Source organism: Bradyrhizobium sp. CCGB12, assembly GCF_024199845.1.
Lineage (GTDB): Bacteria > Pseudomonadota > Alphaproteobacteria > Rhizobiales > Xanthobacteraceae > Bradyrhizobium.
The window spans coordinates 6,361,021-6,382,750 of record NZ_JANADO010000001.1 but is presented as its reverse complement, the minus strand read 5'-3'; the positions used below and the strand labels follow the sequence as shown (position 1 = coordinate 6,382,750).

Here is a 21,730-nt window from a genome sequence, read left to right as displayed (position 1 = left end):
TCCCAAGCAAACCACCGGTTTGAAGGTAGTACGCCGAGAGAATATCGGATCCAGGTTGAGTGACAAGTGATCCAGTTCACAGGCGGCGAATTCCCGCGAGGCGCAAGCCGGTGATGCGAGCCGTGCGGTTTTCACGATGGTTGCACGCACACAGCTTCTCCAATGTCGTCCTGGCGTTCGCCAGGACGACACCGAGGGTGGTACGCGTTCCGGAATGACGGCGATGAGCGAGGGGGGGCGGGCGCGGCAGGGCGACGATGGAATAATACAGGTGTTTTGCCCGACGGAGCAAGCCTGTTTCGGATAGACAGAAATTGGTCAAGCTTTTCAACCCCATCGCTACTGTGCATGGGGTTGTTTTCACTTTTTTAGTTTTGGAGCGTAGGCGCGCCTAGCCCGCGCCCGCACGCTTCTTCTGCCAGACGAGGTGCACCGCACAGGTGCAGCCCGGAGGATGCGAGGCGAGGTCCTTCGACATCTCGTCGTTCGCGGGCGTTGCTGCGAAGGCCTTGTCCTCTTGCGACGGGATGTAGTTCAGCACCGGCGCGAGCCAGCGCTCGGTCTCCGCCACGCTCATGCCCTTGCGTGCCGCGTAGTCCTCGACCTGGTCGCGCTCGATCTTGCCGACGCCGAAATAATAGCTTTCGGGGTTCGCGAAATAGAGCCCCGATACGGACGAGCCCGGCCACATCGCGAAGCTCTCGGTCAGCTTCACGCCGGCGGTCGCTTCCGCATCGAGCAGCTCGAACAACGTCGCCTTCTCGGTGTGATCGGGCTGCGCAGGATAGCCGGGTGCCGGGCGGATGCCCTGATACTTTTCGAGGATCAGCTCCTGGTTGGAGAGCGCCTCGTCCGGTGCATAGGCCCAGAACTCGCGGCGGACGCGAGCATGCATGCGCTCGGCGAAGGCCTCGGCGAGGCGGTCCGCCAGCGCCTTGCAAAGGATCGAGGAGTAGTCGTCATTCGCCATTTTGAAGCGGTCAGCGACCGCATCCTCGCCGATCCCGGCGGTAACGACGAAGCCGCCGACATAGTCGGGCACGCCCGTGCCGGCAGGCGCGACGAAGTCGGCAAGCGCCGCGTTGAAACGGCCCTCGCGCTTCTCGAGCTGCTGGCGCAGCGTGTGCAGCGTCGCGATGCTCCTGGTCCGGCTCTCGTCGGCATAGAGCACGATGTCGTCGCCTTGCGCGTTGGCCGGCCAGAAGCCGATCGTCGCACGTGCCCGGAACCATTTCTCCCTCACGATGGTGTCGAGCATCTTGCGCGCATCGTCATAGAGCGAGCGCGCGACCTCGCCCACCTTGGCGTCGTCGAGAATGGCGGGGAAGCGGCCGGCGAGCTCCCAGGTCTGGAAGAACGGCGTCCAGTCGATATAGGGTACGAGCTCGGCGAGGTCGTATTCATCGAAGCTGCGGATGCCGAGGAAGGTCGGCTTCACCGGCTTGTTCGCGGCAAAGTCGACCGGCACGCGGTTGGCACGGGCGGCCGACAGCTTCAGCCGCTTCTTGTCGGCCTGCGCGCGCAGATGCGCCTCCGAGATTTTTGCGTATTCGGCGCGGACTTCGGCGGCGTAAGCGTCACGTTTCTCCGGCGAGAGCAGCGAGGAGGCAACGCCGACGGCGCGGCTGGCGTCGTTGACGTGCACGACGGGACCGGCGCGATAGCTCGGGTCGATCTTCACCGCGGTGTGCACGCGGCTGGTCGTGGCGCCGCCGATCAGGAGCGGCAGCTTCAGGCCTTGACGCTGCAATTCGCCGGCAAAGAATGCCATCTCGTCGAGCGAGGGCGTGATCAGGCCGGAGAGACCAACGATGTCGGCTTTCTCCACCTTCACGGTCTCGACGATCTTGGCCGCCGGGACCATCACGCCGAGATCGATGACCTCGTAATTGTTGCACTGGAGCACAATGCCGACGATGTTCTTGCCGATGTCGTGGACGTCGCCCTTCACGGTCGCGAGCACGATCTTGCCGGCGGACGAGGAGCCCTCGTTGCCGATGCCATTGGCAAGGTTGCGTGCCTTCTCTTCTTCCATGAACGGCATCAGCCAGGCGACCGCCTGCTTCATCACGCGGGCGGACTTCACGACCTGCGGCAGGAACATCTTGCCGTCGCCGAAGAGGTCGCCGACCACGTTCATGCCGGCCATCAGCGGGCCCTCGATCACGTCGAGCGGGCGCGAGGAGTTCTTGCGGGCCTCTTCGGTGTCCTGCTCGATGAACTCGGTGATCCCGTGCACCAGCGAATGCGACAGCCGCTTCTCCACCGGCCATTCGCGCCAGGCGAGATCGGCTTCCTTGCTCTCCGTCTTCTTGCCGCGGAATTTTTCGGCCAGCGCCAGCAGGCGTTCGGATGCACTGGGATCGCGGTTGAGGACGACGTCCTCGCAGGTCTGGCGCAGCTCGGGGTCGATGTCGTCATAGACGATCATCTGTCCGGCATTGACGATGCCCATGTCCATGCCGGCCTTGATGGCGTGATACAGGAACACCGAGTGCATGGCCTCGCGCACCGGTTCGTTGCCGCGGAAAGAGAACGACAGATTGGAGACGCCGCCCGAGATGTGCGCGCCCGGCAGGTTCTGGCGAATCCAGCGCGTCGCCTCGATGAAGTCGACCCCGTAATTGTTGTGCTCCTCGATGCCGGTGGCGATCGCAAAGATGTTCGGATCGAAGATGATGTCTTCCGGCGGGAAGCCGACCTTGTTCACCAGGATGTCGTAGGCGCGCTTGCAGATCTCAGTCTTGCGCGCGAACGTATCGGCCTGGCCGACCTCGTCGAACGCCATCACCACGACGGCCGCGCCGTGACGGCGGGCGATCTTCGCCTCGTGAATGAACTTCTCCTCGCCTTCCTTCATCGAGATCGAGTTCACCACCGGCTTGCCCTGCACGCATTTCAGGCCGGCCTCGATCACTGAGAATTTCGAGGAATCGACCATGACGGGCACGCGCGCGATGTCGGGCTCAGCGGCGACGAGGTTGAGGAAGGTCACCATCGCCGCTTCGGAGTCGAGCAGGCCCTCGTCCATGTTGACGTCGATGATCTGCGCGCCGTTCTCGACCTGGTCGCGCGCGACCTGGAGCGCGGCGGTGTAGTCGCCGGCGGTGATCAGCTTGCGGAATTTCGCAGAGCCCGTGACGTTGGTGCGCTCGCCGACATTGACGAAGGGAATGGCATCCGTCAGCACGAACGGCTCGAGGCCGGAGAGCCGCAGGCGCGGTTCGATCTCTGGCACGATGCGCGGCTTGTGCGGGGCCACGGCGGCAGCGATCGCCGCGATATGGTCCGGCGTGGTGCCGCAGCAGCCGCCGACGATGTTGACGAGACCGTCGCGTGCGAACTCGCCGATCAGGCGGGCCGTGTAGTCCGGCGTTTCGTCGTACTGGCCGAATTCGTTGGGCAGGCCGGCATTGGGATAGGCGCAAACGAGCGTATCCGCGACGCGGCCGATATCGGCGATATGCGCACGCAGATCCTCGGCGCCGAGCGCGCAGTTGAAGCCGATGGTGACGGGCTTGGCATGCCGCACCGAATTCCAGAAGGCTTCCGGCATCTGGCCGGAGAGCAGGCGGCCGGATTTGTCGGTGATGGTGCCCGACACCATCACGGGCACGTCGATGCCGCGCTCTTCGGTGATCTCGGCGATTGCGTAGAGCGCCGCCTTGGCGTTCAGCGTGTCGAAGATGGTCTCGACCAGCAGCAGGTCGACGCCGCCGTCGAGCATGCCGTTGATCTGCTCGCCATAGGATTTGCGCAAATCGTCGAAGGTGACGGCGCGGTAGCCGGGATTGGAAACGTCGGGCGAGATCGAGGCGGTGCGGTTGGTGGGTCCGATGGCACCCGCAACGAAGCGCGGCTTGCCGTCTTCGGCTTCGACGCGCCTTGCGGCATTGCCGGCGAGGCGGGCGCCTTCGCGCGCCATCTCGTAGACGATGTCGGTGAGGTCGTAATCGGCCTGCGCGATCGAGGTTGTGGAGAAGGTGTTGGTCGCGACGATGTCGGCGCCGGCGCGCAAATACGCGGCGTGGATGTCCTCGATCGCCTGCGGCTGGGTCAGGATCAGGAGGTCGTTGTTGCCGCGCAGATCGCGATGAAAATTCTTGAAACGCTCGCCGCGGAAGGCGGCTTCGTCGAACTGGAGATTCTGGATCATCGTGCCCATGGCGCCGTCGAGCACGAGGATGCGTTCGCGCGCGGCATTGAGCAGGGCAGTTCGTTTGGGAGAGGTGGGCACGGTCATGTTGTCTTAAGCCGCCTTCTGCGCGCTCTTGGCGCGAATGCCGAGCAAATGGCTGATCGCGAACACGAGATCGGCGCGGTTCATGGTGTAGAAGTGGAAGGTGTCGACGCCGTGCTTGGCCAGCTTCTGCACCTGGCCGGCCGCGACGGTCGCGGCCACCAGCTTGCGGGTCTCGGCGTCGTCATCGAGGCCCTCGAACTTCGCGGCGAACCAGTCCGGCACCGAGGTGCCGGCACGGGTGACGAAATTGCGGGCCTGCTTGAAATTGTGCATGGGCATGATGCCCGGCACGATCGGGATGTTGATGCCGCGGGCGCGGACGCGGTCGAGATAGCGGAAGTAGAGATCGTTATCGAAGAACACCTGCGTGATCGCGCGCGTCGCGCCGGCGTCGACCTTGGCCTTCAGCGTGTCGATGTCGGCGTCGAAGTCGCGCGCTTCCGGGTGCTTCTCGGGATAGGCGGAGACCGACACCTCGATATCGCCATGCCGCTTCTTGATCCCCGCGACGAGGTCGGCGGAGCTCTGGTAGCCGTCGGGATGGCTGGAATAGGGCGTGCCGATGCCGCCAACGGGATCGCCGCGCAGGCCGACGATGTGGCGGACGCCGACCTCGTGATAGCGGTCGACGATCTCGTCGATCTCGCCGCGCGAGGCGCCGACGCAGGTCAGGTGCGCCGCCGGCAGCAGCGCGGTCTCCTTGAGGATGCGGGCGATGGTCGAATGCGTGCGCTCGCGGGTCGAACCGCCGGCGCCGTAGGTCACCGAGACGAATTTGGGGTCGAGCGGGGCGAGCCGGTTGATGGTGTCCCAGAGATTCCGCTCCATCTCTTCGGTCTTGGGCGGAAAGAACTCGAAAGAGATCGCAGGCCGCTTCAGGTGCCCGTCGGCCGTCGCTGGAGTCGTCACGTCAGTCATGGCACCACTCACTCCAATTTCAGGCGGCGGCCGGTCTACCTTGGGAGGGCCTAAGATAGGGCAAAGACTATCTGGCCGACAGCCCATTGCAGATGGGAAATTGCCCATCCTGTCCTAACAATAGTGAATTTGAGCAGAAAGTGAGCTCTGGGTGGGAAGTCTATCGAAGAGTGTAATATACTGAAAAGTATCTATATTTTTTGATATGATTCTCTTCTAGCATCTATTCCGCAGGGTGGGCAGGCATGATTCGAATTTTAGGCATGATGACTGTCCCACTCGGTCGTCCTAGGTTGTTCGCCGGTCCGTACACGTCAGGCCTGCGCAGCCTGCCATTGCCGCCGCACGGCTCTCCATTACGTTAGCGCGCCATGATCCCGCTCTCAGTCCTCGACCTCTCGGTCGTCACCACGGGTACCAAGCCCGCCGCGGCACTGCGCAACAGCATTGATCTGGCGCGCCACGTCGACGGCCTCGGCTATGTCCGCTACTGGCTCGCCGAGCATCACAACCTCGCGTCCGTCGCGAGCCCCGCGCCCGATGTGATGATCGGGCAGATCGCGGCGGTGACGAAGCGCATCCGGGTCGGCTCCGGCGGCGTGATGCTGCCCAATCACGCGCCGCTGGTGGTGGCCGAGCGCTTCAAGATGCTGGAGGCGCTATTTCCCGGCCGCATCGACCTTGGTCTCGGCCGCGCCCCCGGCACCGACGGCGCCACCGCCTACGCGCTGCGCAGCCGGCTCGATCGTCGCGAAGGCGACGATTTCCTGGAGCGGCTGCACGAATTGATCTTGTGGGAGACCCGCGAATTCCCCTCGGGCCATCCCTACCACAACGTCGTTGCCATGCCCGACGACACCAGGCTGCCGCCGATCTGGCTGCTCGGCTCGAGCGACTATTCCTCAGAGCTCGCCGCGCAGGTCGGCATGGGCTTCGCCTTCGCTCATCATTTCGCCTCCCACGATGCGATCGATGCGATGGTGCATTACCGTAACCGCTTCCAGCCCTCGGCCTGGCGCGAAAGGCCGCATGCGATCCTCGCGGTCGCGGCCATCGCGGCCGACACCGACGAGGAGGCCGAAAGGCTCGCCAGCTCCTTCGACCTCAACCGCCTTCGCCGCGACCGCGGTCAATATCTGCCGCTGCCGAGCGTCGAGGAAGCGCTGGCCTATCCCTATACGGATTCCGAACGTGTCTCGATCCTCCGCAACCGCTCGCGCCTGTTCGTCGGCAGCCCGGCAACCGTGCAGAAGAAGCTTCAGCCGCTGATCTATGCGAGCAAACCGGACGAGCTGATGGTGATCACCGCCGTGTATGACCACGAGGCGCGGAAGAAGTCCTACTCGCTGCTGGCGCAGGCGTTCGGGCTTAGAGTGGCGGCGTAGCGCACCCTCCCCCTCCAGGGCAGGGCAATCGCATATGGGCGATTTCGCCTGTAGCCATCCTTCGAGACGCCCGCCGCTGGCGGGCCCTCAGGATGAGGATTGAGTGCGCGGCTGCAGTTTTCAGCGAGCACCGCTGCTGCTTAGAGCCTTTCATTGCTTAATTGAATCGGAGGGGATTCCGGTTTTTGGCGGATTGTGATTCAAGATGCTGACTGGATTGGAGGCCAGCATCGCATGACCCGACCTCTTTCCCTGGATCTTCGCGAGCGTGTGGTGGCTGCGGTTTTGGCGGGCGAGAGCTGCCGGTCTGTGGCGGAACGGTTTGGTGTTGCGGTCTCGTCGGTTGTGAAGTGGTCACAGCGGCAGCGGGCGACCGGCTCGGTTGTGCCTGGCAAGATGGGCGGTCACCGCAAGCCTGTGCTCGATCCGCACCGCGCCTTCATCGTCGAGCGGATCACTCAAACGCCGCACCTGACGCTGCATGGTCTGAAGGCGGAACTGGCAGCCCGTGGGGTCAAGGTCTCACACAACGCGGTCTGGCTGTTCCTGCGCCGGGAAGGGCTGCGGTTCAAAAAAAACACTGTTCGCCCTCGAACAGGCTCGCGCCGACGTCTCGCGTAGGCGCCAGCGTTGGCGATCCTGGCAGGCCGGACTTGATCCGGGCCGGCTCGTCTTCATCGATGAGACCTGGATCAAGACCAACATGGCCCCTTTGCGGGGCTGGGGCCCCAAAGGGGCACGCCTGCGCGGCTTCGCCCCACACGGTCACTGGCGTACCCTCACATTCCTCGGCGCGCTCCGCCATGACCAACTCACGGCACCCTGCGTCTTCGACGGCCCGATCAACGGCGAATGCTTCCGCGCTTATGTGAAGCACCTTCTCCTGCCAACCCTGCGCGAAGGCGACATCGTCATTCTCGACAATCTCGGAAGCCACAAGTCCAAAGCTGTCAGGCAGATGATCCAGGCTGCTGGCGCCAGGCTCTGGTACCTGCCGCCATACTCGCCCGACCTCAACCCGATCGAACAGGCCTTCTCCAAGATCAAACACTGGATGCGGCAAGCTCAGAAGCGCACCATCGAGGACACTTGGCGCCACATCGGTCACCTCGTCCACGACATCCAGCCTCGCGAATGCGCCAACTACTTCGCCAACGCCGGTTACGCTTCAGTCAAAATGTGAAACGCTCTAGCCTCATCCTGAGGAGACCGCGAAGCGGTCGTCTCGAAGGACGAGGCGCGCGATCAGGCCGCGCAAAATGCCATATGCGATTGCCCTAACCCTCCAGGGGAGGGTTGCAAATCAATCCTGTGTCTCGCTGAACGTCGCCCGGAACGGATGGCCGGGATACACGCCGACGATGCGGAATTCGCGCGAGAAGAATTTCAGCTCCTCGATTGCGAAGGCGAGACCTTTGTCATCGGGGTGGCCGTCGACATCGGCATAAAACTGCGTGGCGAAGAAATTGCCGTCGACCATGTAGCTCTCGAGCTTGGTCATGTTGACGCCGTTGGTGGCAAAGCCGCCCAGCGCCTTGTAGAGCGCGGCGGGCAGATTGCGCACTCGGAAGACGAACGTCGTGACCAGCGGGCTCGTGCCTTGATTTGCCCATTTCGGCTCGCGCGCCAGCACCACGAAGCGCGTGGTGTTGTGGGCCTCGTCCTCGATGTCCTCCGCAAGGATGTCGAGGCCGTAGATCTTTGCGGCCAGGCGCGAGGCGATCGCGGCGACGGACTTGTCGTTGCGCTCGGAGATGTCGCGGGCGCTGCCGGCGGTGTCGGCATGCACGATCGGCTTGATGCCAAGCTTGCGGATGATGCGCCGGCACTGGCCGAGCGCATGCACATGGCTCTCCACGCTCTTGATGTCCTCGAGCCTGGTGCCCTTCACCGCCATCAGCTGATGCCGGACCGGCAGAAACCATTCGCCGACGATGAAGAGGCCGGAGGCCGGCAGAAGGTGATGGATGTCGGCGACGCGGCCCGCGACCGAATTCTCGATCGGGATCATGCCGAGACCGGCCTCGCCCGACGAGATCGCCGACAGCGCGTCCTCGAAGGTGGCGCAGGGCATCGGCTCGGCGTCGGGATAGGCCTCGACGATGGCGATATGGGAATTGGCTCCGGGCTCGCCCTGGAATGCGATCTTCATCTTGCTCATGGTGGGCCTTGTAACAGCGGCTCAGGATTTGGAAAGGATGCTGCGTGCGGTTTCGAGATCGGGCGGCGTGTCGACGCCGCGGGGCACGCTGTCGACGATCATGATGTCGATGCGCATGCCGGCTTCCACCGCTCGGAGCTGCTCCAGGCTCTCCTGACGTTCCAGAGGCGAAGGCGGCAGCGCCACGAACCGGTCCAGCGCCGCGCGGCGGTAGGCATAAAGGCCGATGTGATGGTAACGCGGTCCGTTGCCATAGGGAGCCGTGGCGCGGGTGAAATAAAGTGCCCGCAGCCGCCGCGGCCCGATCGGCGAGCCAATGGCCTTCACGACGCTTGGGGCGAGGTCCTCCTCCTCGGTGTGGATCTGCGAGGCCAGAGTCACGATGTCGACGGCGGGGTCGTCGAAGGGCGGCAGCACCTCGCGGATGGTCTGCGGCGTGATCGTCGGAAAATCGCCCTGGAGATTGATCACGATCTCGACCCTGCCTTCCGGGTCGAGCTTCTGCATGGCCTCGTGGATGCGGTCCGAGCCGGACGGGTGGTCGGAGCGGGTCATCACGGCCTCGCCGCCATGGGCGGTCACCACGGATGCGATCTCGTCCGTATCGGTTGCGACCGCGACCCGGCCGATTGCAGCGGCCTCCGCGCGACGCAGCACATGCACGATCATTGGCAGGCCCGCGATATCGGCGAGCGGCTTGCCGGGCAGGCGGGTGGCGGCCATGCGGGCCGGGATCAGCACCAGGATGCGGGGATCGATCATTGGGTTCAAAGGTCTGGGGTCAAGGGCCTGGAAACGGGGCGTTTTCCGCGCCGAGAAATGGAGTGGGGACGGGCCGAAAACGGGGTCGCTTATACGGGTTGCCAGACCCCGGGCAAACCGATATCTCAATGGCAAAACTCGGGGAAACAATAAGGAACGTTTTGATTCTCCCGAGGCTCGTCCTGGCGGCCGCCCGGCCGCCGTTTTCCTTCTTGCGGTGGGGCCTGGCCGGAAATGGACTCTTTCGAACTCAACAAGATTCTCGGTGCCGTGCTCGGCACATGTCTCTTTCTGCTGGTGACGAGCTTCACCGCCCAGGCTCTGTTCTCGCCCAAAATGCCGGAAAAGCCGGGCTTCGAGATCGCGGTGAAGGAAGATGCCGGTCACGGCAAGGAAGGCGCCGCTGCGGCCGCACCGTCCGAGCCGATCGAGAAGCTGCTCCAGACCGCCTCCGTCGAGAAGGGTGCGGCGGCCGCCAAGAAGTGCGGCGCCTGTCATACCTTCGAGAAGGGCGGCCCGAATCGAGTCGGCCCGAACCTCTATGGCGTCGTCGGCGAGCCGAAGGGCCAAGGCCGTGGTGGCTTCAACTTCTCGGCCGCGATGAAGGGCAAGGGTGGCGACTGGACGTTCGACGACCTCAACAAGTTCATCGCCAATCCGAAGGGCTTCGTTCCCGGCACGGCCATGGGCTTCGCCGGTATTCCCAAGGACTCCGAGCGTGCCGACGTCATCGCCTATCTGAACTCGCTGTCGGAGCATCCTCAGCCGCTACCGACGGCGTCGAAGTAAGGCCTCAATGCCTCCTCTTGGATTGTGCGGCCAGGCTGAAAAGCCTGGCCGTTTCCCTATCCGGGCCTCGCGGTGTCGTTATCGGGGCGTTTGGCCGCATCCGATGGACCACCTGGGCTTCCAAGATGAGGAAAAAGCAACGATGTTCCGCCGAAACCTCGCCTATATTGGGAACTTAAAGGAGTAGCCTCCTTCAAGACAGGGATGTTGATTTGGCCATTACCCGACGCGATCTCCTGCTCACCGGCACTGCGGCCGCAGCGCTTCCCGCCCTCGGTTCCTCCCTTGGTTCCCCAGGCGGCGTTTCCCTCATCGGCGCGGCGCGCGCGCAATCCGCGACCGAGCTGCCCTGGCGCCATGCGCTGTCGCTGTTCGGGGACATCAAGTACCCCGCCGATTTCAAGCGCTTCGACTACGTCAATCCAGAAGCGCCCAAGGGCGGCGTTGCCCGCCTGATCTCGATCGGCACCTTCGACAATTTCAATCTCGCGGTCTCCGGCATCAAGGGCTCCCTCGCTCCGGCCGCGGCGATGATCTACGAAACGCTGATGACGCGGGCGCTGGACGAGGTGGCGACCGAGTACGGCGAGCTAGCCGAGGCTGCACAGCATCCGGATGATTTTTCCTGGGTGATCTATCGCTTGCGCAAGGAAGCCCGCTGGCATGACGGCAAGCCGGTGACGCCCGAGGACGTCATCTTCTCGCTGGAGACGTTCAAACAGCAGAGTCCGATGTACGCGTCCTACTATCGCCACGTGACCAAGGCGGAGAAGGTCGGCGAGCGCGAGGTCAAGTTCAGCTTTGACGGACCGGGCAACCGCGAATTACCGACCATCGTCGGTGAACTGACCGTGCTGCCGAAACATTGGTGGGAAGGCACCGATGCGCAAGGCCGCAAGCGCGACGTCGGCGTGACCACGCTGGAGATCCCGCTCGGTTCAGGGCCGTACCGGATCAAGGAGTTCGTGGCGGGGCGTTCGGTCAAGCTCGAGCGGGTGAAGGATCACTGGGGTGCCAGTCTCCCGAGCCAGATCGGCACCAACAATTTCGACGAGCTGCGCTTCGAGTTCTTCCGCGACAACATCGTGGCGCTGGAAGCCTTCAAGGCCGACCAGGCCGACTGGATCGCGGAAAACTCCGCCAAGCAGTGGGCAACGGCCTACGACTTCCCCGCGGTCGCGGAGAAGCGGGTGATCAAGGAAGAATTTCCAATCAACGATTCAGGCCGCATGCAGGCCTTCGTGGTCAACAACAGGCGTCCCCAGTTCAAGGACGCGCGGGTGCGGCGCGCCTTCAACTATGCTTTCGACTTCGAGGAGATGAACAAGCAGCTCTTCTTCGGTCAGTACAAGCGCATCAACAGCTATTTCGAAGGCACGGAACTCGCCGCGACCGGTCTGCCCGAGGGGGAGGAATTGCAGATCCTCGAAACCGTAAAGGACAAGGTGCCGCCGGAAGTCTTCACCACGCCTTACCAGAATCCAGTCGGCGGCACTTCTGAAGCGGTCCGCGCCAATCTGCGCGAAGCGGCAAAGCTACTGAAAGAGGCTGGTTTCGAAGTGCGTGACCACAAGCTGGTGGACGCCTCGGGCAAGGTCCTGACGGTCGAAATCCTGGTGCAAGATCCCTCGTCCGAGCGCATAGCGCTGTTCTACAAGCCGTCACTGGAGCGGATCGGCGTCAATGCGTCGGTTCGCACGGTCGATGATGCCCAGTACCAAAACCGGCTACGCAGCTTCGACTTCGACATGATCATCGACCAGTGGGGCGAATCGCTGTCGCCGGGCAACGAGCAGCGTGAGTATTGGAGCTCGCAGACGGCCGACGTGCCCGGCGCGCGCAACACCATCGGCATCAAGAACCCTGCCGTGGATGCCTTGATCGAGAAGGTGATCTTCGCGAAGAATCGCGCCGGCCTCGTCGCTGCGACGCGCGCGCTCGATCGCGTGCTGCTCTGGAATTTCTACGTGGTGCCTCAGTTCACCTATTCGTTCTCGCGTTATGCCCGGTGGGACCGCTTCAGTCATGCCGAACCGATGGCGAAATACGGCCGGTCCGGGCTGCCGACGTTGTGGTGGTACGACGCGGAAAAGGCCGCGCGCATCGGAAAACGCTCTTGAGGAAGCGATTGCGCATGGCGCAGCTTTCACGCCGGCATTTGCTGGCTCTGGGTGCCGGCGGCGCGCTCAGCGCCGCCTGGCTGCGTGGCGTCGCGGCGTCCGAGACGCCCACTGAGGCCCACGGCATCTCGGCGTTCGGCGATCTCAAATATCCCGCCGACTTCCACCATTTCGACTACGTCAACCTCGATGCCCCGAAGGGGGGAACATTCTCCCTTATTCCGTCAACGAAGGGCTACAACCAGTCCTTCCAGACCTTCAACTCGCTCAATGCCTTCATCCTCAAGGGTGAGGGCGCGCAAGGCATGGATCTGACCTTCGTCGCGCTGATGGCGCATGCCGCCGACGAGCCCGATGCCATGTATGGCTTCGCCGCGAAGTCGGTGCAGATCTCGTCCGACAAGCTCAGCTATCGCTTCACGATGCGGCCTGAGGCCCGGTTTCATGACGGCTCGAAACTGACCGCGCATGACGTCGCGTTCTCGATCAACGTGCTGAAGCAGAAGGGCCATCCGCTGGTCCAGATCCAGATGCGCGACGTCAAGGGCGCCGAAGCGCTCGACGAGGCCACCGTGGTCGTGACCTTCGCCGAGAAGCGGGCTCGAGACGTGCCGCTCTATGTCGCGGGTCTGCCGATCTTCTCGAAGGCCTATTACGCCAACCGTCCGTTCGACGAAACCACGACCGAGACGCCGCTGGGCTCCGGCCCCTACAAGGTCGGTAGGTTCGAGATCAATCGCTTCATCGAGTTCGAACGGGTCAAGAACTGGTGGGCTGCGGACCTGCCGGTCTGCCGCGGCAGCAACAATTTCGATGTGATCCGCTACGAATTCTACCGCGACCGCGACGTCGCTTTCGAAGGCTTTACCGGGAAGAACTATCTGTATCGAGAGGAGTTCACCGCGCGTATCTGGGCCACGCGTTACGACTTCCCGGCGATCAAGGACGGCCGCGTCAAGCGTGAAGAGGTGCCGGATCAGACGCCGTCGGGCGGCCAGGGCTGGTTCATCAACACGCGGCGCGACAAGTTCAAAAACCCGAAGGTACGCGAGGCGCTGAACTGTGCCTTCGACTTCGAATGGACCAACAAGACCATCATGTACGGCGCCTATGCGCGCACACGATCGCCGTTCCAGAATTCGGACCTCGTCGCAGAGGGCCTGCCTTCGCCCGAGGAGTTGAAGCTGCTGGAGCCCTTCCGCGGCCAAGTGCCCGACGACGTGTTCGGCGAGCCGTTCGTGCCGCCGGTGTCGGACGGTTCCGGTCAGGATCGCGCGCTCTTGCGCAGGGCACAGCAATTGCTGCAGGAGGCGCAGCTTCCAGTCAAGGACGGCAAACGGCTGCTGCCGAGCGGCGAGGTCTTCGCTGTCGAGTTCCTGACCGACGAAGCCTCGTTCCAGCCGCACCACGCCTCGTTCCTCAAGAATTTGAACGTGCTGGGCATCGAGGCGAACCTGCGTCTCATCGACGCCGTGCAATATCGTGCGCGACTTGAGTCCTTCGATTTCGATTTTGCAATACAGCGCCTCACGATGTCGGCGACGCCCGGGGATAGCTTGCGAACCTATTTCACCTCGCATGCTGCGGCGACCAAGGGGTCTTACAATTATGCCGGTGCCGCCAGTCCTGCGCTCGACGCTCTGGTCGAGAAGGCCATGGCAGCGGAAACGCGCAATGAGCTGACGGTCGTGTGCCGCGCTCTCGACCGTGTCTTCCGCGCCGGGCGCTACTGGGTGCCGCAATGGTACAATACCAGCCACCGGCTGGCCTATTGGGACCAGTTCGCGCATCCCGCAAACCTGCCGCGTTACGCGATCTCCGACTATGCGAGCGGCGTGGGCGAACGGACCTTGTGGTGGTACGACCGTGCCAAGGCCGCCAAGCTCGAGCAGGCGAGATAATCATGAGCGCCTATATCGCCCGTCGCATCCTCTTGATGATCCCGACGCTGCTGGGGATCCTCTTCGTGTCATTCGTCGTCGTGCAGTTCGCGCCGGGCGGGCCGGTCGAGCGCGTCATCGCGCAGCTCTCGGGCGCCGACACCGGTGGCAGCTCGCGCATCTCGGGCGGTGGCGACTTTGCGCAGCGTGCGCCGGGGCAGCTTGGGGCCGGCGGCGATGCCATCAACTCGAAATATCGCGGCGCGCAGGGGCTCGATCCTGATTTCATCAAGAAGCTCGAGGTGCAGTTCGGCTTCGACAAGCCGGCGCCGGAACGCTTCGCGCTGATGGTTTGGAATTTTGCCCGCTTCGATTTCGGCAAGAGCTACTTCCGCGACGTCAGCGTCATCCAGCTGATCAAGGAGAAGCTGCCGGTCTCGATTTCGCTCGGAATCTGGCTGACGCTGATCACCTATCTGATCTCGATCCCGCTCGGCATCCGCAAGGCGGTCAAGGACGGCACGCGCTTCGACACCTGGACATCGACCGTTCTCGTGCTTGGCTACGCCATTCCCGGCTTTCTGTTCGCAATCCTCCTCATCATCCTGTTTGCCGGCGGCTCCTTCTTCAACTGGTTCCCGCTGCGCGGGCTGACCTCGGACGGCTGGTCGCAGTTTCCCTGGTACTGGAAGATCATCGATTATTTCTGGCACCTGACGCTGCCGCTGATCGCCATGGGGTTAGGGGCGTTCACCACCATGACGTTCCTGACCAAAAACTCGTTCCTGGACGAGATCCGCAAGCAATACGTCATGACCGCACGTGCCAAGGGCTGCAGCGAGGGCCGGGTGCTTTACGGCCATGTCTTCCGCAATGCGATGTTGATCGTGATCGCCGGTTTTCCCGGTACCTTCATCCACGCCTTCTTCTCGGGCTCGCTGCTGATCGAGACCATCTTCTCGCTGGACGGGCTGGGGCTGCTCAGTTTCGAGAGCGTGCTCAACCGCGACTATCCCGTGGTGTTCGGCACGCTCTACATCTTTTCGTTGGTCGGCCTCGTGATCAACCTGATCTCCGACCTGACCTATATGTGGATCGACCCCCGGATCGATTTCGAGGCGCGGGAGGTCTGATGACGGTTACGGCGCCGACGCCGATCGAGACCACGACCCAATCTCCGCTGGGTGAGGTCGTTCCGATCACGCGCAAGTCGTTCGCCCCTTCGCCGCTCAACAGGCGGCGATGGCAGAACTTCAAGGCGAATCGCCGCGGCTATTGGTCGTTCTGGATATTCATCGCGCTGTTCGTGGTCTCTCTGTTCGCCGAGCTGATCGCCAACGACCGGCCTTTCCTGATCAAATTCGACGGCCGTCTCTATTGGCCCGCCTTCGTGACCTATTCGGAAACCACCTTCGGCGGAGACTTCGAAACCGCGGCCGACTATCGCGACCCCTATTTGCAGAAGCTCATCAAGGACAAGGGCGGCAGCATCGTCTGGCCGCTGATCCGCTACTCCTACGACACCCACAATCTCGACCTGCCGACACCGGCGCCGTCGCCGCCGACGTGGATGCTGACCGAAGCGCAATGCAAGCCGGTGGTGGAGAAGAAGGGGCTGAAGAGCTGCCGCGACCTCGAATATAACTGGCTCGGTACCGACGATCAGGGGCGCGACGTGGTCGCGCGGCTGATCTACGGCTTCCGTATCTCGGTGCTGTTCGGCCTCTGCCTCACCATCGTCTCATCCGTCATCGGCATCGCGGCGGGGGCTGTGCAGGGCTATTTTGGAGGTCGGGTCGATCTCATCTTCCAGCGATTCATCGAGATATGGACAGCGATTCCCTCGCTCTACCTTCTCCTGATCCTGTCCTCGGTCCTCGTGCCCGGATTCTTCGTGCTGCTCGGCATCCTGTTGCTGTTCTCATGGGTCTCGCTGGTCGGACTGGTGCGGGCCGAGTTCCTGCGCGGGCGCAACTTCGAATACATTCAGGCGGCGCGGGCGCTCGGCGTCTCCAATCAGGTCATCATGTTCCGCCACCTGCTGCCGAACGCCATGGTCGCGACCATGACATTCCTGCCCTTCATCGTCTCAAGTTCGGTGATGACGCTGACGGCGCTCGATTTCCTGGGCTTCGGCCTTCCACCGGGATCGCCCTCGCTCGGCGAATTGCTGTCCCAGGCGAAAGCCAACGTGCAAGCGCCCTGGCTCGGTTTCTCCGGCTTCTTCTCGGTCGCGATCATGCTGTCGCTCTTGATCTTCATCGGCGAAGCCGTGCGCGACGCCTTCGATCCGCGCAAGACGTTCAGGTAAGCCGATGGACGCGATTAATCAGCCCCTGCTTGCCGTGCGCGACCTCTCGGTGGCCTTCCACCAGGGCGGCGCCACCACGCTCGCGGTCGACAAGGTCTCGTTCCAGATCAAGCGCGGCGAATGTGTCGCGCTGGTCGGCGAGTCCGGCTCCGGAAAATCGGTCAGCGCGCTCTCGATCCTGAAGCTATTGCCCTATCCGAACGCCTCGCATCCCTCGGGCAGCATCCGCTTCAAGGGGCAGGAGCTGATCGACCAGTCCGAGCAGCAGATGCGGGAGGTTCGCGGCAGCGACATCTCGATCATCTTCCAGGAGCCGATGACCTCGCTCAACCCGCTGCACACGATCGAGGCGCAGATCGGCGAGATCATCCAGCTGCACAACCCGACCAGCAATGCCGAGGCGCGAAGGCGGACGCTGGAATTGCTGTCCCAGGTCGGCATCCCCGAGCCCGAAACGCGGCTGAAGAGCTATCCGCACCAGCTCTCCGGCGGCCAGCGCCAGCGTGTGATGATCGCGATGGCGCTCGCCAACGAGCCGGACCTCTTGATCGCGGACGAGCCGACCACGGCGCTCGACGTCACCGTGCAGGCGCAGATCCTGGCGCTGCTCGCCGAGATCCGTTCGCGGCTCGGCATGAGCCTGCTTTTCATCACCCACGATCTCGGCATCGTGCGCCGCATCGCCGATACCGTCTGCGTCATGAAGGGCGGCGTGATCGTCGAGCAGGGGCCGGTCGAGCAGGTCTTCAAGTCCCCGAGACATCCCTACACGCGCGACCTGCTCGCGGCGGAGCCGAAGCCCGATCCCGCGCCGCCGCAGCCGGATGCGCCTTTGGTGATGTCGGCCAATGAACTGAAAGTCTGGTTTCCGATCAAGCGCGGCTTGATGCGCAAGACCGTCGGTCACATCAAGGCGGTCGACGGCGTCAGCGTCGCCGTGCGCAAGGGCGAGACGCTCGGCGTCGTCGGCGAGTCCGGCTCGGGCAAGACCACGCTGGGTCTCGCACTGCTGCGGCTGATCTCCTCGAACGGGCGCATCGTGTTCTTAGGGCACGACATCCAGGGTCTGCGCTTCAAGGAGATGCGGCCCTACCGGCGCGACATGCAGATCGTGTTCCAGGACCCGTTCGGCTCGCTCTCACCGCGCATGTCGGTCGCCGACATCATCGCCGAAGGCCTCTCCGTGCATCAGCCGAAGCTGTCACGCGAGGAGCGCGAGGCGCGGGTCGTCAAGGCGCTCGAGGACGTCGGGCTGAAGGCGGACACCCGTCATCGCTATCCGCATGAATTCTCCGGCGGCCAGCGCCAGCGCATCAGCATCGCGCGCGCGGTGGTGCTGGAGCCGGATTTCGTCGTGCTGGACGAGCCGACCAGCGCGCTCGACATGCTGATCCAGGCGCAGATGGTCGACCTGCTGCGTGATCTGCAACGCAGGCGCGATCTCACCTACATGTTCATCTCGCACGATTTGCGCGTCGTCGCCTCGCTGGCCAGCCACCTGATCGTCATGCGCGGTGGCAAGGTGGTCGAGGAAGGCCAGGCCGCCGAGCTGTTCAAGAACCCGAAGACGGACTACACGCGCGCGCTGTTCGCGGCCGCGTTCCGGCTGGAGACGGCCGGGAATGGATCGGTGGCGACTTAGCGTCGCTCATTGCGGACCCGCGAGGCGCACAAGTCACTCTCGGAAAAACAGCGGCCCAATCCGTCATTCGACAGCGGCATCCCGCGCGTGCCGTTCACGTTCAGAGGCACGCGGTTCACTGGAATCTCTTCCGGCGTAACGCACGCCGCGCGGCGAATCGCCGAAGCGAGCTCGGAACAAACGATTGAAATGCGAAACATCCGAGAAGCCGACTTCCAGGGCAATATCGGAAATTCGCTGCGCGTTGACGCGCGCCTCGGTCAGCAGCTTGAGCGCAAGCTGGAGGCGCAGCTCATTCACGTGCCCGGTAAACGATGAGCCTGACGACGCCATCAGGCGCTGTAGATAGCGAGGCGAGATGCCTTGGCGACGAGCGACGGCCTCGACCCGAAGTCCCGGGTCCTGAAAGTGTGTCGCGATGTAATCGAGTACGGCGCTGTGGCGCGCGGCGACGACGGCACTCGCGTCGCTATCGCCCAAGGGGGCGCACTCGCCGACCGCGAGAGCCGTGAGATCATAGATGTGAGCTACGACCGCATCACGCAGCTTGGGCGCGGCCAGAGCGCCCTCCTTGAATGCCGACTTGAGATAAGCCATGAGAAGACGGAGCGCTTCGGTCCGCTGGGGAATCAGCCGCATCGCCAGGCTTTCGATGTCCGCCACGCGCTGCGCAAGCGCGTCGCGCGGCACCGCCAGGCCGAACAGCAGTCCGTCGACGTAGGTGACAGTGGCGGGCTCCGAATGCAGAATCGCGAGTGCGTCGCCGCCGCAAAGCTCAATCTCCCGGCCACGCTGCGACAGCTGACTTCTGTTGGGTGAGCAGACGATGAGCCCGATCGAGTCATCGCCATCGGCAAGACTCGCCTTCAAGCGCTGGAAACGCATGGGCGAGCCTTTCAGCGCGAGCGTGCGCAAACCCCGGCTCGCCCGCAGGGTTGCGTCGGCGTGAAACGGAGCACTCGATAGGGGCTCGATGTCGGCGTGGACTATCCCGCGCACAAAGCTCTCGCGCCATAGCGGAAGTCGCATCCGCTCCGGAAGCTCGCGCGTCGAGAATCGATGCGATACAAAATCGGCTGCGTCCGTAGACATGAGGGACCTCCAGCCTTGATAAAACGTCGGGTTGAAACGCTGCGTCGACGCTGTCGGTACTCGCGTTTTGCAATTCGCGCACCAGCCGTCTTCGTAAGGTACGCAGAACTCCAAGAACTTACATTCCTTGTTTGCTAGTCTCATTCACCTGTGATCGATGCTGATGTGAACTGGCTCACGTGGTGCCCAAAAAATTAGCCCAATAATGATTGCGAAATTCGCGGTGAGAAAATCTCCTTTAAGAGGAGACTATCGTGATAGGTCTATTTCTAATTGCCGCCATTCGCTTCGGTTTGAACGTCCCTGGCGGAGTGAAAGCGCAATCCAGCCTTACGACGTCATTCGCCATTGGTCGAACTCAACGACCCGCGGTGCAGACTGTTCTGCAGCATTGGGTGTTCTCTGATACCGATTTCGTGTCAGGCTTCGTCGTCAGAGTTTGTCGGACACAAATGATCTCTGGCGCCGTTCGTCTTACCGCCGGTTGAAATGGCCGAGATTTATCGCGGGGGGCAGCGGTGATGATCAAGCGAGGGTTCGATCATGTTCACCATAGTAGACATACTTTACCGGGAGTACTGCCGCGCCCGTCTCGCCGAAATGCGAAAGCAGCTTTTGATACCGGCTACCGGCTGCCGGCGGCGAGATCGTGGACGCGCCATGGGAGAGCGGTGATCCCTGCGATGCCGACGATCAGAGTGGCGGCTGGACGACGAAAGAACCCCAGCCATCGGGCAGTTGGAGCGCGTAATCGCATCGTTCGGTCGAAGACTCGCTCGGCCGCCCAAGCTCCGGAGCATCCGAGCGTCTCATTGACCTATCCGATGAGGGCGTCCGCAGACGCCAGGTAGGTCAGCAGATGCATGATAGAGTTCACACCTCAAAGCGGTTGATCGGCGAAACCCCGCCGGAGTTGCGGGCCGATGGCCGCGACCTGCGCATCGATGTTTGTCGGGGGATCGCGCTGTGGTGGATCTTTCTTGACCATGTTCCAAACAACATCGGAAGCTGGCTGACACCGCGCAGCTACGGCTTCTGCGATGCTGCCGAGATATTCATGTTCATCTCGGGCGTGACCTGTGCGCTGGCCTACGGCAGGGCACAGCAGCGGGAGGGCTGGAGCGGTACGATCGGCCGTTCGCTGCGACGGGGATGGGACATCTACGCCGCGTTTCTGCTGCTCACGCTTGCCTGCGCCGTCCTCGTCTACGTCGCGGGGAGCGATGATCTTGCCGACGAGAGCAATACGCGAATCCTCCTCGAGGATCCGGGGCCGACGCTGGCGCACGCTGCAATCCTCCAATACCGCCCCGTCAATACCGACGTCTTGCCAGTTTTCGTGATGTTTCACGTGTTATTCGCGCCACTGCTGTGGCTGATGCTGCGAGCACCAAACGTAACGCTTGGAGTCTCCTTCTTGCTCTATGCACTCGTGCATGCATTCGGATGGAGTGTTCCAGCCTGGCCCAACGGCGTCTGGTTCTTCAATCCGCTGGCTTGGCAGCTTCTCTTCGTGCTGGGTGCGTGGTGCGTCATCTCGGGAGAAACAATCCGACCCTGGGTGATGTCGCGCACGGTGCTTGCTCTTGCTGCTTTCTATTTGGCTTTCAGCTTGGTTCTTGCACTGAGTTGGGGCATCAAGCCGCCGGTTCCGCAATCCTTGACGGCTCTGCTGTTTCCGCAGGACAAGTCCAACCTTAGTCCGTTGCGGTTGCTGCATTTTCTGGCCCTTGCAATCTTGGTGTTGCGACTCATTCCAAGAAATTGGCGCGGACTATCGACGCCGGTGCTGCACTGCGCGAAGTGTTGCGGTGAGAATTCGCTGCCGATCTATTGTCTCGGCGTGCTCCTGGCGCTTGCCGGCCACCTTGCGCTGCTCGACATCTCCGGGGGGCTTGCGATGCAGATCGTGCTCAGCATTGCCGGGATACTGATGATGATTCTCGTCGCGAGGCTGCTGAATACGATCAACAACAAGCTGGCGACCGCTCCCACTGGCGCTCCCGATCGAGAAGGTCGGGCCGGCATTCCCAAGATGTTGGGCGGGTGAAACCTTTTCGCCCAAGACTTCGCCCAAGACCGGCGTGCGACCATCTCGGCCGCGCCTTCCGAGAGGAAAGCCGGCGCGACGCATTCATGATCAGTCGCGTCGATTTACGCGGCGCGCTCCTTGTCTGATCGTTCCTCGACCGTGGTCGCTGTTTCTTCCAATTTCTTGTCGTAATTGCCCGCGAGCTTCTCAATGCTATCGGCCCACATCCTCAGCATTGAGGCCTGAAAGTGGATCATCGGCTTCAAGGCGTTCATGCCGATGGCTGTCGCTGCGGCGATGCGCCGTTGCGGGTCGCCCGCGAGATGGTTCGTAGTCGTGGTCTTGTCTGCCATGGTGTTCCTCCTTCGCTCCGGTGTTATGGCCTAAAGTCACCT

The 21,730-nt window shown here is 62.7% G+C and carries 15 protein-coding genes; 9 read left to right on the top strand and 6 right to left on the bottom strand.

Annotation, left to right across the window (positions count from 1 at the left end):
* Window positions 1-391 precede the first annotated feature (391 nt).
* Window positions 392-4,243, bottom strand: coding sequence for a methionine synthase (metH, locus tag NLM27_RS29225; protein WP_254146566.1), 3,852 nt, complete (start codon window positions 4,241-4,243; stop codon window positions 392-394).
* Between the two features lie 6 nt (window positions 4,244-4,249).
* Entirely contained in the window at window positions 4,250-5,161 is a 912-nt protein-coding gene (metF, locus tag NLM27_RS29220) for a methylenetetrahydrofolate reductase [NAD(P)H] (protein WP_254146565.1), read from the bottom strand.
* Between the two features lie 371 nt (window positions 5,162-5,532).
* On the opposite strand from metF, the gene NLM27_RS29215 reads away from it, so the two are divergent.
* Together NLM27_RS29215 and NLM27_RS29210 are read left to right on the top strand one after the other, a co-directional pair.
* Entirely contained in the window at window positions 5,533-6,546 is a 1,014-nt protein-coding gene (locus NLM27_RS29215; RefSeq protein ID WP_254146564.1) for an LLM class flavin-dependent oxidoreductase, read from the top strand.
* A gap of 234 nt (window positions 6,547-6,780) precedes the next feature.
* A protein-coding gene (locus NLM27_RS29210) for an IS630 family transposase (RefSeq protein WP_254141712.1) occupies window positions 6,781-7,729 on the top strand; the annotation gives its coding sequence in 2 pieces (ribosomal slippage) (window positions 6,781-7,116 and window positions 7,118-7,729; 948 coding nt in all).
* Between the two features lie 120 nt (window positions 7,730-7,849).
* Here the strand turns inward: NLM27_RS29210 and NLM27_RS29205 are convergent.
* Both NLM27_RS29205 and NLM27_RS29200 read right to left on the bottom strand, forming a co-directional pair.
* The gene (locus NLM27_RS29205) at window positions 7,850-8,707 is read right to left on the bottom strand and encodes a prephenate dehydratase (protein WP_254146563.1); all 858 of its coding nucleotides are present in this window, start codon (window positions 8,705-8,707) and stop codon (window positions 7,850-7,852) included.
* A gap of 21 nt (window positions 8,708-8,728) precedes the next feature.
* The gene (locus NLM27_RS29200) at window positions 8,729-9,469 is read right to left on the bottom strand and encodes a 3-deoxy-manno-octulosonate cytidylyltransferase (RefSeq protein WP_254146562.1); all 741 of its coding nucleotides are present in this window, start codon (window positions 9,467-9,469) and stop codon (window positions 8,729-8,731) included.
* Window positions 9,470-9,703: 234 nt separating this feature from the next.
* On the opposite strand from NLM27_RS29200, the gene NLM27_RS29195 reads away from it, so the two are divergent.
* From NLM27_RS29195 to NLM27_RS29170, 6 genes are all read left to right on the top strand, one after another.
* The gene (locus NLM27_RS29195) at window positions 9,704-10,258 is read left to right on the top strand and encodes a cytochrome c family protein (RefSeq protein ID WP_254146561.1); all 555 of its coding nucleotides are present in this window, start codon (window positions 9,704-9,706) and stop codon (window positions 10,256-10,258) included.
* Window positions 10,259-10,470: 212 nt separating this feature from the next.
* Window positions 10,471-12,378, top strand: a complete 1,908-nt coding sequence (locus NLM27_RS29190; RefSeq protein ID WP_254146560.1) for an extracellular solute-binding protein — start codon at window positions 10,471-10,473, stop codon at window positions 12,376-12,378.
* Window positions 12,379-12,392: 14 nt separating this feature from the next.
* The gene (locus tag NLM27_RS29185) at window positions 12,393-14,279 is read left to right on the top strand and encodes an extracellular solute-binding protein (protein ID WP_254146559.1); all 1,887 of its coding nucleotides are present in this window, start codon (window positions 12,393-12,395) and stop codon (window positions 14,277-14,279) included.
* A gap of 2 nt (window positions 14,280-14,281) precedes the next feature.
* Window positions 14,282-15,391: a microcin C ABC transporter permease YejB gene (locus NLM27_RS29180; protein WP_254146558.1), complete on the top strand. Its 1,110-nt coding sequence runs from the start codon at window positions 14,282-14,284 to the stop codon at window positions 15,389-15,391.
* Entirely contained in the window at window positions 15,391-16,569 is a 1,179-nt protein-coding gene (locus NLM27_RS29175; RefSeq protein WP_254146557.1) for an ABC transporter permease, read from the top strand. The genes NLM27_RS29180 and NLM27_RS29175 overlap by 1 nt, the downstream gene beginning before the upstream one ends.
* 4 nt (window positions 16,570-16,573) lie before the next feature.
* Window positions 16,574-18,211, top strand: a complete 1,638-nt coding sequence (locus tag NLM27_RS29170) for an ABC transporter ATP-binding protein (RefSeq protein ID WP_254146556.1) — start codon at window positions 16,574-16,576, stop codon at window positions 18,209-18,211.
* 63 nt (window positions 18,212-18,274) lie between these two features.
* Here the strand turns inward: NLM27_RS29170 and NLM27_RS29165 are convergent, their stop codons facing one another.
* A complete protein-coding gene (locus NLM27_RS29165; RefSeq protein ID WP_254146555.1) occupies window positions 18,275-19,303 on the bottom strand; it encodes an AraC family transcriptional regulator in 1,029 nt (342 codons plus the stop codon).
* Window positions 19,304-20,162: 859 nt separating this feature from the next.
* Here NLM27_RS29165 and NLM27_RS29160 point away from each other — a divergent pair.
* On the top strand, window positions 20,163-21,353 hold the full coding sequence (locus NLM27_RS29160) for an OpgC family protein (RefSeq protein ID WP_254146554.1): 1,191 nt from the start codon (window positions 20,163-20,165) through the stop codon (window positions 21,351-21,353).
* Between the two features lie 104 nt (window positions 21,354-21,457).
* Here the strand turns inward: NLM27_RS29160 and NLM27_RS29155 are convergent, their stop codons facing one another.
* The gene (locus NLM27_RS29155; RefSeq protein WP_254146553.1) at window positions 21,458-21,688 is read right to left on the bottom strand and encodes a hypothetical protein; all 231 of its coding nucleotides are present in this window, start codon (window positions 21,686-21,688) and stop codon (window positions 21,458-21,460) included.
* Window positions 21,689-21,730: the final 42 nt, after the last annotated feature.